Below are 16,553 nucleotides of genomic sequence, written 5' to 3' on the forward strand. Positions count from 1 at the left end.
TAAAAATCTTTAACTAACCGACATTTAAATTCTCAATTTTCACCCGCATTTGGTATTTCCGCAGCTTTTGCATTTAAGGCAACCTTCTTCATACACCAGCCCTTCCGGGTCGCCGCACTCAGGGCAGGTTTTATCGGCAGCCTGAGTGCCGCCGGGTATAAACTTTTTAAGTGAGCGCGCTACTCCGTTTTTCCAGGTATTTATGCTGGCATCGTACAACTCAAGCCGGTCTATAAGCCGCACCACATCTTTCAGGGGCATACCCTGCCGCAATACGCCCGAAATAAGTTTGGCATAGTTCCAGTATTCCTTATCAAAACTGCGCGAAAGCCCTTCTATGGTTACTTTATAACCGTATTTATCCGTATAGCGGAAATCATACCGCGCCAGGCCGTTTTCGTCCCTTTCTTTTATTATCCACCCCTTGTGCACCCATGCGGGTATCACAAAAGAGTCTTCGGCCTTGCCCGTAAATATTTCGTAGGGCCTGTTATCCAGCAGCCCGGTAAAACCTATCCACGGCTCGTTGTTGTTATTAAACCGTACTATTTCAGCTTCCAGTATTTTGGGCCTTTCAGGGGCTTCCTGCTCAATTATCTGGGGTTTGGTTTTGGCAGTATCGGCCACCAGCACCCCGTTGCGCGAACCTTCGCGATACACGGTAATGCCTTTTAGCCCTGCTTTCCAGGCGTTAAAGTATATGCCGGCCACCTCGTCCCTGCTTGCCTGCGCGGGCAGGTTGATGGTAGAACTGATGGAGTGTGTGGTGTATTTTTGCACTATGCCCTGTAATTTTACCCGCTGCTCCCAGTCAATATCATTGGCAGTGCAACCGTAATAGGGGCTTTGACTGATGGTGGTATTGCCGCTTGCTTCCATCCAGGCTTTTAGTTTGGGGTGAAAAACCGTAAACTCCTGCCAGCTATCGCCCATAGCATCCGTAAAATCTACTTTCACGTTTTTATCATCAGGGTTCACCCGCTTGCGGCGTTTATAACTGAGCATAAATACAGGCTCAATACCCGATGAGGTTTGGGTGAGTATGCTTAACGTGCCTGTGGGCGCAACCGTACTGAGCGAAATATTGCGCCGCCCGTATGCCATCATGCGTTTATATACATACGGCATTTCATCGGCCAGCATTTGCACAAACTCTGATTGGTTCTCAATTTCGGGCGAAAAATCTTCAAAACCACCCCGTTCAATCGCCATATCTATGCTACTGTCAAACTCTGCACGGCACTTGGTTTTCATTATTTCTTCCACCGTAGCAAGTGCAGCATCACCGTCAAATTTCAACCCCAGTGCTGCCATTGCATCGGCCAGTGCGGTAAAGCCCAATCCTGTACGGCGACCTTTTTTTCCAGCATCATACAACAATTGCCATGTGCGGCGTTCCACGTCTTTTATATAATCAGGTTCGGGGTCGGCATCTACCTTGTTCAATATTTTTTGTACAGCTTTTAATTCCAAGTCCACTAAATCATCCATCAGCCGCTGGGCTTCGTAGGTTATTTCGTAAAATTTTTTAAAATTAAATGTTGCCTCTGGGGTAAATGGATGCTCCACAAACTCAAACAGGTTTATGGCCATCAGGCGACAGCTATCGCCGCCCTGCATGGCAATTTCTGAACAGGGGTTGGTAGATACGTTTTTAAAACCCGGATATACCGATGAGGTAGAATACAGGTGTTGCCTGTCCCAGTATATAATGCCCGGTTCGGCAGTGTTGTGAGCGCAATCAGTTATTTTTTCCCAAAGTTTTGCGGCATCTGTTTCACGGGTCACTTTGGGGTGTTCTGCATCCACGGGCCAGCGCAGGGTAAAATTGCGGCCGTTTTCAACGGCTTTCATAAACTCATCCGATACTTTTACTGATATATTGGCCCCGGTTACTTTGCTAAGGTCTTGCTTCACCGTGATAAACTCTTCAATATCGGGGTGGGCAATATCCATAGTAATCATCAGTGCGCCCCGACGGCCGTTTTGGGCTACTTCGCGGGTGGTGTTTGAAAAACGCTCCATAAACGAAACCGCCCCCGTAGAGGTACCCGCCGAGTTAGATACGGGATGATTGGCAGGGCGCAGCGGTGATATATCAAGCCCCACGCCACAGCGGCGTTTAAACAGTTGGGCAAGCTGCTGGTCTGCATAAAATACACCCCCGTATGAGTCGTGCAATTCTGGCAATACAATACAATTTGATAACGACGCTATTGAATACGGGTTGCCCAACGCAGCCATTACACTACCTTGCGGCACTACATACTTAAACTGTTTAAATAACCGGTATATACGCTCTTCGGTAAGTGGTTGGCGTTTTTGCCCGTAGTCACACAAAAGAGGTAAGTCGCTTTCACTCACAGGGTTGTATAGATTTTCAGCAGCGGCAAATTCGCGCACCAGCCTGCGGTGCATATCATCTGGTGTTAGCTCTGCAAAGCGACCCTCACTATTTTTTAAAGCATACTTGCCTGCCCAGGTTCCTGCCGCCAGTTCGTCGCCGTTAAAATATTCCAGCGCAGAGGCCAGCACTTCTTCATACGTATAAAATGTATTTGCAGCCTTTTTTTTCACGGTTACTAATCCTTCCATAAAATTACGAATTGTTTATGACAAAGTAACCGGCAAGCCGTTTGCAAAAACCTGACAGCGGTCAGGTTTGTTTTTTAGATACTAACATCTGTTAGTTGATAGTTTTGTTTTGTTGCCACTCTTGTGGTTAGGGGGTTAAAAATGCTGTATCACTAAAAGTTTTCAAAAATGTAACAAGGCATTGCTTCTCGTATGCGCTAAGGTTCAGGGTACGCTCTTTGCCGGGCTTGGTCATAATAGGGTCAAGTGTTTCAGAGTGCTTCACTCCTGAATTATAAAACTCAACCACCTGCTCCAGCGTAGCAAAACGCCCATCGTGCATATACGGTGCGGTAAACTCAATATTACGTAACGTAGGGGTGCTAAATTTCCCCATATCGCCTTTGTTCCCTGTAATAAGGAACCTGCCTGCGTTTTGTCCGGCAAATACTGAATCAAGCCCGTTGTTGTGATAGAGGTTATCGGTAAGCAAAGGGTACCCGTGACAATGGAAACAATCGCCTTTTTCCGACATATAAATGCCCAGCCCAATGCGCTCATCGGTGGTAAGTACTGCCCTGTGGTTTATATATAAATCAAATTTCGATTGGGCAGAAATAAGGATGCGCATGTATTGTGCCACTGAATAAGTAATTTTTGTTTTAAGGGTATGATAATCCAGAGCATTAATATCATCAGCACCAAAAGCGGTTTTAAACAAACCGGGATAAACGGGGTGCCGGTTGAGCCTTGCATACAGCGAGTCCTTATTTGTATTGAAAAAGTGGGGTTCAAAATCACCCATACATACTTTTTCAAGTTCACTTTCAGTACCGGCCCAGTTATAGTCGGGGTTAAAAGCCAGGTTTATATGAGGTGGCACACTTACCACATCGCCGTTACTTTGCATAAACAGGGGTAACGAAAAAGACTTATCCGGATGGTGGCACGATGAACAACTGCGCCCGTTGGAAGACAAAATTGGGTCGAAGTAAAGCATTTTGCCCAACTGCACCCCCTCAACCGTCATAGGATTATCAGCCGGGATGGAAGGTGCCGGAAAACGCGGGGGAATTTTCAAGGTGTATGGTGTAGCCCATGTTTTGGCTGGTTCAGGGGTATCTTTTTTGCACGACGGCAGAAAAAAGACTATTGCTATGGCACTGCCCAATACCGCAGTGCCTTTAAGGAATAACTTTAAAAACATCGCTGCCATTTTGTTTTAGTTGGTTCATCAGGCTGTCAACTCCCATAGTATAGTTTCCCTGCACATTAAAATTGTAGGTATAGGGGTGGACAAACCACTCGTTTATGTTCATCTGCAAATTCATAACGCTATTGCCCCCATGGTTTAGCATTATAGGAATTTCGACAGTTATAAGGTTTTTACTGTTGCCCACGTGCATGGCAAAACCTTGGGTTTTGCCTATTGAATCCTTAAAATACCCCTCTAATTTCAAAAAATGGTAGCCGCCACCCATTATATCAGGCCATGCCATATTCAGGTTTTCAGCGGTGGCAGGCAAAGCATCAGTTAAGTTCCGCTCCGCAGGCAACCCTATAAAAAACTTAAGTTTACTGTACTTTCCTACAGGCAGATCCGTTAGCCCAATGGTATTTGTTTTGGGTGTTTTGACATTCACATAATATTCGCTGCCGGTTTTCCACCACACACCCTTATCGTCCATAAAAGCAAATCCTGAAAGATAGTACTCCAAGTGCCAGACCCCGAACAAGTTACCTGCCGCATTGGTATATTTCAGGGTATCGGTGCTCAATATATTGTTATCAACCGCATACGCAAGATGTAAAGTAATATCAGGGTTTGAGGGAGGCGCGGAGGTTTCGTCTTTTTTGCACGAAGGCAGAAAAAGAAGCGAAGCGGCGAAAAGGAAAGCAGCAAATAAAAAATAGCGTTTCATATATGAGATATTATCCGTCTTCAAATTTCGTTGCAATGGGTGGCCCAAACCCTGACCCACGTCAGTATTGATGATGATTTGCCTCATTATTTTTGCCGTTTTCGTGCGCAATATTTGTAATACTATTTTCTAATCTAAACAGAGGGGAATGCTATGCACACCATAGTTGATTATTATAGCCGCATAAGGCAACTGAAAAAAGAAAAGAATGCTGTGATATTGGCACATTATTACATGTCGCCTGAATTGCAGGTGTTGGAGAACGATGGTGGTGTGGCTGATTATATTGGCGACTCACTGGGATTGAGCATTGAGGCCTCAAAATCTACTGCTGACAATATTATTTTTTGCGGGGTGCTTTTTATGGCCGAAACGGCTAAAATCCTGAATCCCCACCGCCACGTGTATATACCTGATAAAGAGGCCGGGTGTTCACTAGCAGCCAGCATTACCGCCGCAGATGTGAGGGCGCTGAAGCAGCAATATCCCGGGGTACCCGTTATGGCCTATATAAACACTTATGCCGAAACCAAGGCCGAGTGTGATATATGTTGCACATCGCGCAATGCGGTGGATATTATAAAATCGCTGGAGGGCGATACGGTGATTTTTTTGCCGGATAAATACATGGGCGAAAACCTGAACCGCAGGATAGCCGCCGAAACGGGGAAAAAACTGATACTTTGGGACGGGGTGTGCGAAGTGCACGAACAATTCAGGCCTGATTCAATAGGGGCATTAGAAAAACTATACCCCAATGCCGAAATGCTGCTACACTGGGAAGTGCCGCAGGAAACCGTTGTAAGCTCTCTTGATGACAGGGGCGGCGTGCTGGGCAGCACTACAGATATTTTGCGCTATGTGCGGCAAAGCAAAAGCAGGCAGTTTATACTGGCATCGGAGTGCGATTTAGGGGCAACCCTTAAAAGCATGTATGCCGATAGGGAGTTTATAACCCCTTGCATAAAATGCCCGTATATGAAAAAAATCACCCTCCAAAACACATTAAACGCACTGGAGTCCATAGGCACAGCTAATGAAACACAGTATGAGGTAATCCTTGCTGTAGAGATAATGGAAAAAGCCCGCCTGCCCATTAAGCGGATGTTTCAATTTTCGTAACCCATGAAAACGGATGTACTTGTAATAGGAAGCGGGATTGCCGGGCTGTATTTTTCGCTTAAATGCGCAGGGTTTGCACGGGTAGTATTAGCCACCAAAGACAGTTTGCAAGATAGCAACACCAGCAAAGCACAAGGAGGTATTGCCGCCGCACTGGATATGGCCGACAGCCTCCAAGCCCATTTTGATGACACTATAACTGTGGGTGACGGCCTTTGTAACCCAATTGCGGTGAATTGTATGGTAAGTGACGCTCCCTCTTGTATTTATGAGTTGCAACAAATGGGGGTACCTTTTAATTGTAACGAAACAGGAAAGTTTTTATTAGCCCTTGAAGGCGGCCACAGTGCTGCAAGGGTGGCGCATGTGAACGACCAAACGGGTGCGGGTATAATTAATACATTAATTGCCCTTGTGAAAGCCCATTCCAATATTACCGTGCTTGAGGATTATTTTGCCATAGATATTATAACCCATAACCATACTTGTGGCGGTGCATGGTTTATCGATGAAAAAAAGCAGGAGATGCACGCGGTACAATCGCAAGTTACTTTTTTGGCTACTGGTGGTGCAGGCAGTGTGTACAAACAAAATACCAACCCGGCAGGTGCCACTGGGGATGGGTTTGCAATGGCTTGGCGTGCAGGCGCGTTGATGCAAAATATGGAGTTTGTGCAGTTTCATCCCACTATGCTATATAAGGGCACCGGCGAAAATTTTCTTATCAGCGAAGCTGTTAGAGGGTTTGGCGCTCAATTGGTAAATACAGCGGGCAAACCTTTTATGCAACACTACCACCCCATGGGTAGTTTAGCGCCACGCGATGTTGTAACACGTGCCATAACAGAACAAATGCAAAAAGATAACAGCCCCTGTGTATACCTGGATACCCCAAAACTTAATATCGAAAAGTTTAAGCACCGTTTTCCGGCTATATACACCAGGTGCCACCAATTGGGAATTGACATATCAAAACAGCGTATCCCAGTGATTCCTGCCGCTCACTATATGTGCGGGGGTGTGGTTACCGACCTGCATGGCAAAACCAATATTACGGGTTTGTATGCATGTGGCGAAACCGCCTGTACCGGGGTACACGGTGCCAACCGGCTGGCGAGTAACTCACTACTTGAAGGGTTGGTTTTTGCCCGCGAGGCGGCCAAAGTGGTAAAAGACAATTTTAAAAATCTTCCTTTAACCGCTGAAACAGTCTCCCATTGCAATAGGACTGTGAATACAAGCAAAATACCGGTACTAAAAGAAATAAGAGAGCAACTTGGCAACCTGATGTGGGAAAAAGCAGGGATAATAAGAAACGCCGTTTTATTAAAGGCTGCACTTGAACAACTCAACCATTGGGAAGTTGAAATTGTAAGGATAGGAATGATGCAGGGCATTAACCGTGAGCTTATGGAAACACTAAACCTTATGCAAACATCACGGTTGATTGCCGTGGCATCACTTAAACGCGAAGAAAGCCGGGGCGTGCACTACCGCAGCGATTTTCCGGAACATTCAGCCGGTTTTGAGCATTCTACAAAACAGAAAAAACCTGTATTATTTTAACGGCTCGCTTTTCGGCTCGATTTTTAAACCACTTATTGGGGTGATGGAACACTATGCTTGTGCAGTATTGCTACATAATCCTACATTACAGAAACAAAATAAAGAATAAAAGACTATTATATCTTTTATTAAGAATGATTTATTAACTTTGTGCCATAAAAAAACAAGCACATGGATAATAACAGCATATTTACTGATACAGGCTCTCTTAAAGCCTTGCATGTAGGCCATATTGTGACCCACAACTATCGGGCCGCAGATGTGTTTAAAAAACACAACATTGATTTTTGTTGCGGGGGAAAAATTTCGATAGAGGATGTTTGTGTCAAAAAAAAGGTTGATGCTACACAATTAATAGAAGAATTAATTATGGTACTCTCTACAGCTTCGTTGCCATCTCAAAACTTTGCTTCGTGGGAAGCTGGCTTTTTAGCAGATTATATTGTAAATACTCATCACAATTACGTTCGTACATCTGTAGATATTTTAAACTCATACTTGCAAAAACTTGTACGTGTGCATGGCGAACGACATCCCGAATTGGGCTCAACACAAGCCTATTTTATTGCATTGGCAAATGAACTTTTATCACATATGGAAAAGGAAGAGAACGTGTTGTTTCCATTTATAAAACAATTGACAAGTAGTGCTGACGGTTCACTTGCTGCAAAAGGAGTAGAACTTAATGGGCCAATTGCATGCATGGAACAGGAGCACGAGTATGCCGGTAAGCTCATGCAAAACATCAATAACCTTTCAAATGGGTATACACCACCCGAAGATGCATGCACCACCTATAGGGTATGTTATTTAAAACTGAAAGAGTTTGAAGATGATTTGCACCAGCACATTCATTTGGAAAACAACATACTATTTCCTCAAGCGCTAACCTTGCTTAAAAATCTGGAACGAGTGCCTGAATACGCCAGTTGTTCAATACCAATTAATCTTCACACCAATTAGGTTTGGTGGTTTAGTAATAAATGAGGGGTCGGTTATATATCGCCCCTTTTGTTATGTTATTTTTGACCCATGTTTTCTAAAACCTGCGAATACGCACTAAGGGCGATAATTTATTTAGCCGGGCACAGTAGCAACGGCGAAAAACTGGGCATAACAGAAATTTCTGATGCGGTTGGCACGCCCAAACATTTTACTGCCAAAATATTACAAACGCTTGCTAAAAAAGGGATTATAGGCTCAGTAAAAGGCCCAAACGGTGGTTTTTTTATTGATAGCAAAAAACCGGTGCAAATAGTGCAAGTGGTGTATGCTATAGAGGGGGATGATTTTTTTAAGAAATGTGGATTGGGCTTAAAACATTGCTCCGATAAAAAACCCTGCCCGCTTCACTTTGAGATGAAAGAAATGAGGGATGTCCTTAAAACAAAATTGCAAAATACTAGTATCCAACAGATAGCTACAGAAGCTTTAGAAAAAAAAATGCGATTACACAATTAATTTTGCCCCCGGGATGTAAAAGCAATATTTCCCTTTCGCACATAAGTATATTTTATACACCCGGTATAGCTTACTACCAGTGTGGCAACTATTGTTGTGAGCGCAAGCGCCAAAACAAATCCACTACAGCCAAATACTATAAAATATGGCGATAGTCCTTTCATCATACTGCTAAATGGTTTTGGCAGTTCGCTGTGTAACCATATTGCTTTTTGCAGCCCGGCACCAATTAGAGAAAGCCAAAAAACGATCAAAGACAGATGGGCCACCTTGAGTGATAGTCCGCAAATACGTTCACGGTAGGCTGGCAAAATACAAACTCCCTTTCCAAACTCACTTGCCGCTGCCAGCAAAATCATTGAGTTTATACCTATGGTGGCGCCCATGGCATGGGCTACCGTTATGTGCGTGCCGTGGGTGTATAAGTTTAAGCCTGGTATGCTCATTACAATGGCTAACGCTAAATTAAGCAGCACCCAAATATCGGCTATATATAAAAACCGTACTGAAAGGTGTGAAAAGTAATTGCGGTTTTCGACCATACTTTTTTTCCATAAATAAATTATACGCGCCAACAGAACCCACTCGGTCATGCTGATTGCATAAGAAACATACCTGATATACGCAGCAGTTGGCAAAAGGTATATATGGTGGCCCCAATTGAACATAAGGTTTGTTAACCCCAAAAAGTATAATAAAAAGGCAATCCCTGATTTTGAGTAGGATTGATTGCCGCTCACTTTCTCCATTAAAAACAGGCCGGTACCATATACCAGCATATTCCACGAGCCAACAATTGAACCGCCCGCTTTCCATTGCACCGTAAGGTCTTTAATAACATCAGCAGCAAAAGAGGGGAAAAGCCATAAATAACTCTCACCAAATGTGATAATAAAGAATACTATTCCTGTTAACCACATCCACATATACACAGGCCATGATTTGATTTTTCGCACCCACTGGATGTAGTTGATAAGAAAAATAATAAACCCGGAAGCAATAAATATGGCATAATGTGGCGGAAATTCAAGGTACTCCCTGCCGCCAAAGTGTTTCCCTAAATATGCAAGCACTATAGCGGCTGCTGAACCAGTCATTAACATAAGCTGACCAAATGCCATTGCATTGTTAATAGCTCTTAGATGTGATATGTGATTCATAGAACTATATACTGCCCCCGTAGCGGTAAACAAAATCCAAAAAATAGCCAAAGATACATGCAATGGCCGTATTTGTGCAAAAGTAAACATGCGACCCGCGCCATCAGGCCATATATAAACGGAAGCTCCCATTAGACCAAAAAAAAGACTTGCCACAAGGAATAACATCCCAGTGATGATAAATAAGGTTCCTATGTTATTTTGCCTCATCAGGATAAATATTTCCGGCAATGGTTATCTTAAATTTTTTGGGGTCAGCAAATCCCGTAGAATCCATTTGTTTAAGAAAACAAATAATACTTTTGCGTTCGCTTGAATCAAGCCCAAAATCAGGCATAATGCCAATACCCGATTGTAATATTGCGTCCATATAGGCAGGTCCCTTGTGAGGTGCAGAGTAACAATTAGTGAGGTCTGGGCCTAAATACCCACCCAATCCGTACAGTTGATGGCACGATTGGCAATTGTGTTTTTGCCACAGCATTTTTCCGGCTAATATTTTTTCAGCCGTCACCTTATCCGTTTCTTCATAACCCTTTGTGGCATATACAGCAATTGTATAAACGGTGTATAGACATGAAAGAATAACTATAATAAGTATGTGGTATTGCACTTTCATACTACAAAATAAGCTTCTGTGAGCAAGAAAAATACTGACGGAGGTCAGCATTTGTGCATATTGAATAGCCAAATAAAAAGGACAGAGAACTGGGTTTAATCTCGAAAGCAAGCGCATCCTGCCTAGTTCGATACTTTCCGGCAAGAGTGATTTTTGAGAATAATGAGTATCGAACCGCCCAGGACAATTAATTACAGAAAAACTTTTGAGTAATGACGGGGATTTGAGAGAAGAAGAAACAAGACTGGCTGTGATTTCTGACAGCCAGTCTTTATCAGTAAACCCAAGCGGAATCGAACCATTAGATCTGCTTAGGACCTCAATAAAATTATTAGTTTCAGCAGTTATCCAAATTATCTACCATTTTTCATAAAACACCAAAACCCTTGCCTTTGCAAGGGTTTTGAAACTTTTGTAGCCCGAACAAGCAGATTATCGAACCAGATTACTACTTTTGTAGAAAAGTTCACTCAATTCCAAACTTATTGTAGGTCAAAGATGAAAATCTAAAAATACGGTTAAAGGTTGAAGCAAGGCTCTTTTTCCATTATTGTGCCATTCAATATTGCATTAAGATAGAAAGTACTAATGAGACTACTTGGTTGGTTTAAAAACAAGCTATTTCCAAAACTTATGACAAAAAAACTTTTTGAACAGGGCGCTTATCACGAAAGTGGTCATATTATAATGGCCTATTTGGCAAGGTTTAAAAGTGATCAGGTAACATTACTTCAAAATGAACCTGGCAGCGGCTTCACAAGGTTTGATTATTCTGACCCTCGAATAACATTGATTATTGCTGCGCTGAAAAGCTATGTTGATGATCCAACTATATATAACGCATTAGATAATTCGCTAAAAAACTCAACGCCCCAAATAGCGTTTAAGATTTTGGGAACACTTTTAGGTGGGCCGGTAAGTGAAGCGCTTTACAAGACGGGAGTTACGTTTGAAGGAGAACTCCCTATTGAAGTGAGTGGACCAGATTTAAGAAGTATTGAAAGTATTCATTTGTATTTATCTAATAATATTGCAAATCATCCTCCAAACTACATTGACGGCGCAATGGAACAAGTCATTACTCTTTTAAAGCAACCAAACTTTTGGACAGCAATTGAACACTTAGCGTCTACTTTATTGAATTCGCCGAACAAAACGTTAAATAGACAACAAATAGAAAACTCGCTATTAACAAGTGGGTTTTTAAACTTCATAGAACAAAAATGAATTTTGAATGGAAAAAAATAGCCGAGAGAGGCCAGCTAGCAATCGGCTATATTGATGTTTATGAATTGGTAAATAAAAATAAAGCAATTGCCATAATTTATTACTTACCTCAATATGATGAGACCAAACAACGAGTTATGTTTACATTAATTCTTGAGGGAGACAAGACAAATTGGACAGAAGGAACTATTTCAAATATTTTCGAAGACGCTGAAAGCCGAATACTCAATGTTGAACATTTTAAATTCAATAACTATAATTCGTTAGACTATATGGACACACAAATGTTTACTGTAAAAAGCATTGATAACTTTGATTATTTAAACCACGGTGACTATACATTTATCAAACCTGATAAAAAATAAAATGTTCGCCAATTAATAGGCCAAATCCACTTTTGACCATAATGATTATTTATAGCGAAACTAGATATTACTAACTACGCTTACTTAATTCGCCGAGGAACTAAATTCCCTAGCTATAAGGATAATTATCCGGAATGTTCAGAATTTCCTTGACAGATTGCGATATTGTTAAGTTAATAGCATGTTTTGCAAACGGGTTGTGTCGAAAAGCATGATCAGCAGTTGAAGATAAATTAGCTGTATTCGAATTAGATATATAGACTCCGGACACTCTGGTGAACTTAGGATTATGTTTCGAACCAAAAAATCCATTTCCTGCAAACTCCAGTTTTTCATCCCGATTTGCTGGATTCTCACTCCAGGAAACTTGTAACGATCCGTATAAAGCCTCCTGCACTTCAATAATATCAAGTGAGACACTTTGTTTGTTCAGGCAGATAATGTATGGCGCATTTAACTGTCCATATCGAATGGCTTTAGTTTCTAATGACGAAATTATATTTTCACTATCATTTCTAATTTGAGTTACGGATGGAAAAGTTCCAATTGAGCGAGACTTTGTTCCCCTGTGCATAGGAGATTTTGGCAAAAGTTGCGCTTCAATTTTAACCTTGTCATCCTCATATACAATCTCTGGCATAGCGTCGAACCCACTATTGATTAAAAGAGTGGCATATTCATCTGGGTTATGGCCTGCTACTATTTCATTGAAAAACTGAATAATTGCTTTACCGCTTGGCTGACTACTGTCCTTAAAAAGCATAGTATCTAATTTCAGGAGAAAATTCGAAGCAGTAACTTTATTTAAGGAATCGAGCAGCGTGTTTCTTCGTCTTTCTAAAGCTTGTTCATCGTGGGACAGCATAGTCATATGCTTAACTTCGATATAAAAAATTTCCTCATCCTTCGTTGCCAAATAATCAGGATGTCTTTTAGTGCCTAGAACTTCAGGATGTACTGTTAAGGTGTAGCCCAGCCGTGTGAATAATATAAAAATGTAAAGCTCATAAAATGCTGGATCAAACGCCACTTTAAATCGTGATTTCAACTCCTGTTTTTCTTCACTTGGATATTAAAAAAACCAATTTTCGAGTAATACCCTCACATTAGCAACATCTGACCTCGAACTATCATTGTAATATTGATATATATCAGCATTATTATCGGCAGGACCCTCAAGTGTCCTTATCTTCTCATCAAAAAGCAATATGCGATTCATTTTATGATTTTTTAAATAGTTTTAAATGGACTACTATCACTAACGTCGTCCGTATCGAAATGAAATCTCTTATTTAAAAAGGATCTTACAGCCATGAAATTGGGGTGTGCCATATTGTTTTGTAATCCGAAAGATTCTAGAGTATCTACAGGCATTTTACATAAATCAAACTGAAACTCTGCGGTTCGGAGCCAATTCACGGGAATTTCCATATAACATTCATTTTCATCGAGTCTATATACCCGATTGAATTCGGTTTGGAAGGCAGATCTTCTTTCACTTTCGTTGGTAGCTGTTATAGAATTCATGTAACTATTTATCTTAATAGTTAATACATAATTCATTAATGCAATAAGAATTTGCCAGTCAAGCCATCCATGTTGGCGTAACTCATGAAGGATTACTTGAAACTCTGTTTCCTTTTTCCATAAGGACAAACTAACACTGAGTCTTTTAACAGTATTAACGTATCTGTTTTTTATATTTTCGATAGATTGATCGCGATTATATTTAACGCTTTCTCCTTCAACTGGCATAAGCATATCAGATGATGTTAAATTGTAATCTTTTTCCGATAGGGGTTGAAACGCGGTACGCATTGATTTATTAAAATCGTCTTCTTTTAGAAGACTGAAGTATACTTTTTGATATGTGTTAATGGCTAATCCTTTCTCTCCAAGTTTTTGTTTGGTATATAGATCATTGAAAGCTTTTTCAAATTCATCTTTAGGTAATAAGCTTAGGTTATTTAATAATAATTTTATGTTAGCAGCTAGGAAACCATAATGAAATTGGACTTTAGCTGGTTCTTTCGTACCTAAAACTGGTATTGAAATGTCCCAAACGGTATTTTCATGCGATGGGTGTTGATGTATAAAACCAGCATAATCATCCGCTAACGATATGTTTATGCTAACCGGTACTTCTAGTAAATAAAGATCTGCGCTAAGGAGACCAAGTTCACATAAGGTGATTTGCAATAAGGCACAAAATTCTTCTGCTACGGCATTCAAGGCAGCATTATTTTTAAAGGCAATTTTCCATTCTATGCTTAATAGAGAAAATTTAACTTCTCTGTTAGCACCAACATCATTCAAGGGGATGTCCGATAGTTTATTTGATAACATTTGTTTAAAACCATCTTTATCCCGGAGTTCTATTTTAAAAGCATCAATCATTTCCTTTAAATGATTAGTATAAAGCCATCCTAAGTTTGTCTTTTGATATTCGATAAACACAGATAAATCGGGATGTAATAAAGGAGTTGCAGCTAAAATGCAAGACAAGTCAAACACGCTATTTCGCAATAAAGAATCTTCTTCCAGATTCAACGTTTCGGGGGTAAACTCAAGCCTTGCATGGATGAATTTCTCAAAATCATCTAATGCGCTCATCCACGCGCCTTGTTCAAAGTCGGCGTGAAATACCATTGCGTAGCTATCACTTATTCTTTTTAATGTGGTGTAATCTCCAAAATGAATTGATGCCCAAACACCACACAGACCATAATATTTGGACGCCATATGCATTCCTAGCGCCGAATATACTTGTGCAATATTTAATAACGCAAGTATGTAACCGTCCTTCGTTTCATGCAAGTACCATAAATCCTTAGCCTTATGAAAACAATCTAACGCTTTTAAGAAGTTCTTTGGAGTTGGATTGTTTAGGTATGTTACACCACGTTCAACAAGGCTATGCGCAGAATTATGTTGTCTTCCGGTTTTGGCGGCAAGTTCTTCAATCTCAATGATAAAGTTCTCTATGGCTTCGATAACTTGGTCTTTAACCCTCTGACTAATAAACATATTTAGAATTTTAGTAAGTTGGTCATTCAATCTGGACACACTATAAGTCTTCGCGTTTTTTAGCGGTTCGAGAATTTTCTTATAGGCATCTATCGCCGCGTCAATCTTTTCTATTAGAGGCTTTTCTGGATTTATGTCAAAGATGAAATGTCCTTTGAGTTCATACGCCTGGCAAAGTTCATCAGCATTAACAGGATTAGCTATTTTTTTATCGATTTGACTTATAATCGCAGTTGCCCATTCTGGAATTTCCGCTGCATCTAAGAAATTTCCATTAAAAAGCTGTTGAGTTTGTGTAATCTGTAAAAGAATAATATCTTCTTCTATATCTGCAAATGAGTTTCTGTGTTCTAACTCTTTGAAGTAATACCGAATCAAGTCATGTTGTTCTGAAATCTTTCCTTTTGGTTGGCCAGTTTTCGGGTCTGGACAAAGCATTAAAAATAGATACTCATATATAGCTTTCCTTCGGCATAGAATAATCGTTTCATCCAAATCAATATACTTTTTCAATAACCCTAACCAAAGGCCTTCATGGTCGCTGTTGTGCATCTCCCATCGACAATGACGAGCAGCACTAATTACTTCATAAAACGCACCGATATTAAACTGCTTTACTTCCTTTACTAAAGACCATTTTTCAAATATTTCACCGTACCATTTTTGTTTCTCCGAGCCTTCATTTAGGAGTAGAATATCTAGTAACTGATTATTCAGTATTTTATCTTCCTCGCTGTCTTGAGAAGTTCTAATGGCAATCTCAAAATGAAGCACAGAAATATATGTGGATACTTTTGCGGGGTCTATTGGTAATGGTAAATTTGTGATTAACGCTGTAATATCATCTAACAATAAAGGAATAGCTTGCTCTTGTGGTATTGCATCGAATTGCCACTTAATTGAAGAAATAAATGAATTCCAAGTTTCATCTGATAACTGATCATAAATATTTTTTGCTTGCTGTAATTCAGTTTTATCCTCAGATGAAATCTTCGCCTCATAAGTCTCAGCTATATACTCGTCTATAATGGCTTTAACGCGTATTCTGCATTTATCTCGTAGCTGATGGCTCAAAGCCTCTTGGTTAGCTGCCCATTCTTGCAGCAAATCCGCATCGTTTCCTTTAACTTTTCTTGCCACTCCAGAATTCGTTTCAAACAAAAAATTGACATCATCGAATTTGTACTCCCCTTTCACAAATAACATAAAGAAATGAGCTAGGCTTTTCTGTATCTCTTCTTTTGAAAAAGAAAAATTAGATGAATATAATTTGATCTGTCGAAACTTTACCTTTTCTTCCTTTAAATTTCTTTGAAATATATCATCTTCATAGTCGCAGTATATTACTTCGTCAATCTTTTTAATGCGATTTTCTATCCATGTTTTGAGTGTCTTCAGCTTTTGATACTGAAAACCTTGCTCAGTAGCTGATGCATTAGTATCCTTAGTGAATATAAAAAGTTTATGTAATGACATAGTTAAAACATTTATAAAATATGTTATCCGAAGA

The 16,553-nt window shown here is 40.5% G+C and carries 13 protein-coding genes; 6 read left to right on the forward strand and 7 right to left on the reverse strand.

Annotation, left to right across the window (positions count from 1 at the left end):
• Nucleotides 1-39: 39 nt before the first annotated feature.
• From F9K23_09635 to F9K23_09645, 3 genes are all read right to left on the reverse strand, one after another.
• Nucleotides 40-2,595, reverse strand: coding sequence for an adenosylcobalamin-dependent ribonucleoside-diphosphate reductase (locus tag F9K23_09635; protein ID KAB2915983.1), 2,556 nt, complete (start codon nt 2,593-2,595; stop codon nt 40-42).
• Nucleotides 2,596-2,722: 127 nt separating this feature from the next.
• Nucleotides 2,723-3,790, reverse strand: a complete 1,068-nt coding sequence (locus tag F9K23_09640; protein KAB2915984.1) for a cytochrome-c peroxidase — start codon at nt 3,788-3,790, stop codon at nt 2,723-2,725.
• Nucleotides 3,759-4,583, reverse strand: a complete 825-nt coding sequence (locus F9K23_09645; protein ID KAB2915985.1) for a hypothetical protein — start codon at nt 4,581-4,583, stop codon at nt 3,759-3,761. The genes F9K23_09640 and F9K23_09645 overlap by 32 nt, the downstream gene beginning before the upstream one ends.
• A 66-nt stretch (nt 4,584-4,649) precedes the next feature.
• On the opposite strand from F9K23_09645, the gene nadA reads away from it, so the two are divergent.
• From nadA to F9K23_09665, 4 genes are all read left to right on the forward strand, one after another.
• A complete protein-coding gene (nadA, locus tag F9K23_09650) occupies nt 4,650-5,618 on the forward strand; it encodes a quinolinate synthase NadA (protein KAB2915986.1) in 969 nt (322 codons plus the stop codon).
• A gap of 3 nt (nt 5,619-5,621) precedes the next feature.
• Nucleotides 5,622-7,184, forward strand: a complete 1,563-nt coding sequence (nadB, locus tag F9K23_09655) for an L-aspartate oxidase (GenBank protein KAB2915987.1) — start codon at nt 5,622-5,624, stop codon at nt 7,182-7,184.
• Between the two features lie 171 nt (nt 7,185-7,355).
• Nucleotides 7,356-8,147 carry an iron-sulfur cluster repair di-iron protein gene (gene ric / locus F9K23_09660; protein ID KAB2915988.1) on the forward strand — a complete coding sequence of 264 codons (792 nt, stop codon included), beginning with the start codon at nt 7,356-7,358 and terminating at the stop codon, nt 8,145-8,147.
• Nucleotides 8,148-8,216: 69 nt separating this feature from the next.
• Nucleotides 8,217-8,645 (forward strand): Rrf2 family transcriptional regulator, encoded by a 429-nt coding sequence (locus F9K23_09665; protein ID KAB2915989.1) that lies wholly within the window; start codon nt 8,217-8,219, stop codon nt 8,643-8,645.
• On the opposite strand, the gene F9K23_09670 is transcribed toward F9K23_09665, so the two are convergent.
• Nucleotides 8,642-10,015, reverse strand: coding sequence for a cbb3-type cytochrome c oxidase subunit I (locus tag F9K23_09670; GenBank protein KAB2915990.1), 1,374 nt, complete (start codon nt 10,013-10,015; stop codon nt 8,642-8,644). The two genes, F9K23_09665 and F9K23_09670, sit on opposite strands and share 4 nt — an antisense overlap.
• Nucleotides 10,002-10,568, reverse strand: coding sequence for a cytochrome c (locus F9K23_09675; GenBank protein KAB2915991.1), 567 nt, complete (start codon nt 10,566-10,568; stop codon nt 10,002-10,004). The genes F9K23_09670 and F9K23_09675 overlap by 14 nt, the downstream gene beginning before the upstream one ends.
• Nucleotides 10,569-11,012: 444 nt before the next feature.
• Here F9K23_09675 and F9K23_09680 point away from each other — a divergent pair, with 444 nt between their 5' ends.
• A complete protein-coding gene (locus tag F9K23_09680) occupies nt 11,013-11,651 on the forward strand; it encodes a hypothetical protein (protein ID KAB2915992.1) in 639 nt (212 codons plus the stop codon).
• Complete coding sequence (locus F9K23_09685; GenBank protein KAB2915993.1) at nt 11,648-12,016, forward strand: hypothetical protein; 369 nt, start codon at nt 11,648-11,650, stop codon at nt 12,014-12,016. Before F9K23_09680 ends, F9K23_09685 begins: the two co-directional genes overlap by 4 nt.
• 109 nt (nt 12,017-12,125) lie before the next feature.
• Here the strand turns inward: F9K23_09685 and F9K23_09690 are convergent, their stop codons facing one another.
• Together F9K23_09690 and F9K23_09695 are read right to left on the reverse strand one after the other, a co-directional pair.
• A complete protein-coding gene (locus F9K23_09690; protein KAB2915994.1) occupies nt 12,126-13,064 on the reverse strand; it encodes a hypothetical protein in 939 nt (312 codons plus the stop codon).
• 182 nt (nt 13,065-13,246) lie between these two features.
• Entirely contained in the window at nt 13,247-16,519 is a 3,273-nt protein-coding gene (locus F9K23_09695; protein KAB2915995.1) for a hypothetical protein, read from the reverse strand.
• Between the last annotated feature and the right edge of the window lie 34 nt (nt 16,520-16,553).

The sequence above is a fragment of the Bacteroidota bacterium genome (genome assembly GCA_008933805.1).
Taxonomy (GTDB): domain Bacteria; phylum Bacteroidota; class Bacteroidia; order UBA8524; family UBA8524; genus SB11.

Bases quoted from the DNA above. Each gene is read 5' to 3' on its own strand.
- nadB (KAB2915987.1), top strand. From the start codon at position 5,622: ATGAAAACGGATGTACTTGTAATAGGAAGCGGGATTGCCGGGCTGTAT.
- F9K23_09645 (KAB2915985.1), bottom strand. From the start codon at position 4,583: ATGAGGCAAATCATCATCAATACTGACGTGGGTCAGGGTTTGGGCCAC.
- F9K23_09635 (KAB2915983.1), bottom strand. From the start codon at position 2,595: ATGGAAGGATTAGTAACCGTGAAAAAAAAGGCTGCAAATACATTTTAT.
- nadA (KAB2915986.1), top strand. From the start codon at position 4,650: ATGCACACCATAGTTGATTATTATAGCCGCATAAGGCAACTGAAAAAA.
- F9K23_09670 (KAB2915990.1), bottom strand. From the start codon at position 10,015: ATGAGGCAAAATAACATAGGAACCTTATTTATCATCACTGGGATGTTA.
- ric (KAB2915988.1), top strand. From the start codon at position 7,356: ATGGATAATAACAGCATATTTACTGATACAGGCTCTCTTAAAGCCTTG.
- F9K23_09695 (KAB2915995.1), bottom strand. From the start codon at position 16,519: ATGTCATTACATAAACTTTTTATATTCACTAAGGATACTAATGCATCA.
- F9K23_09665 (KAB2915989.1), top strand. From the start codon at position 8,217: ATGTTTTCTAAAACCTGCGAATACGCACTAAGGGCGATAATTTATTTA.
- F9K23_09640 (KAB2915984.1), bottom strand. From the start codon at position 3,790: ATGGCAGCGATGTTTTTAAAGTTATTCCTTAAAGGCACTGCGGTATTG.
- F9K23_09680 (KAB2915992.1), top strand. From the start codon at position 11,013: ATGAGACTACTTGGTTGGTTTAAAAACAAGCTATTTCCAAAACTTATG.
- F9K23_09685 (KAB2915993.1), top strand. From the start codon at position 11,648: ATGAATTTTGAATGGAAAAAAATAGCCGAGAGAGGCCAGCTAGCAATC.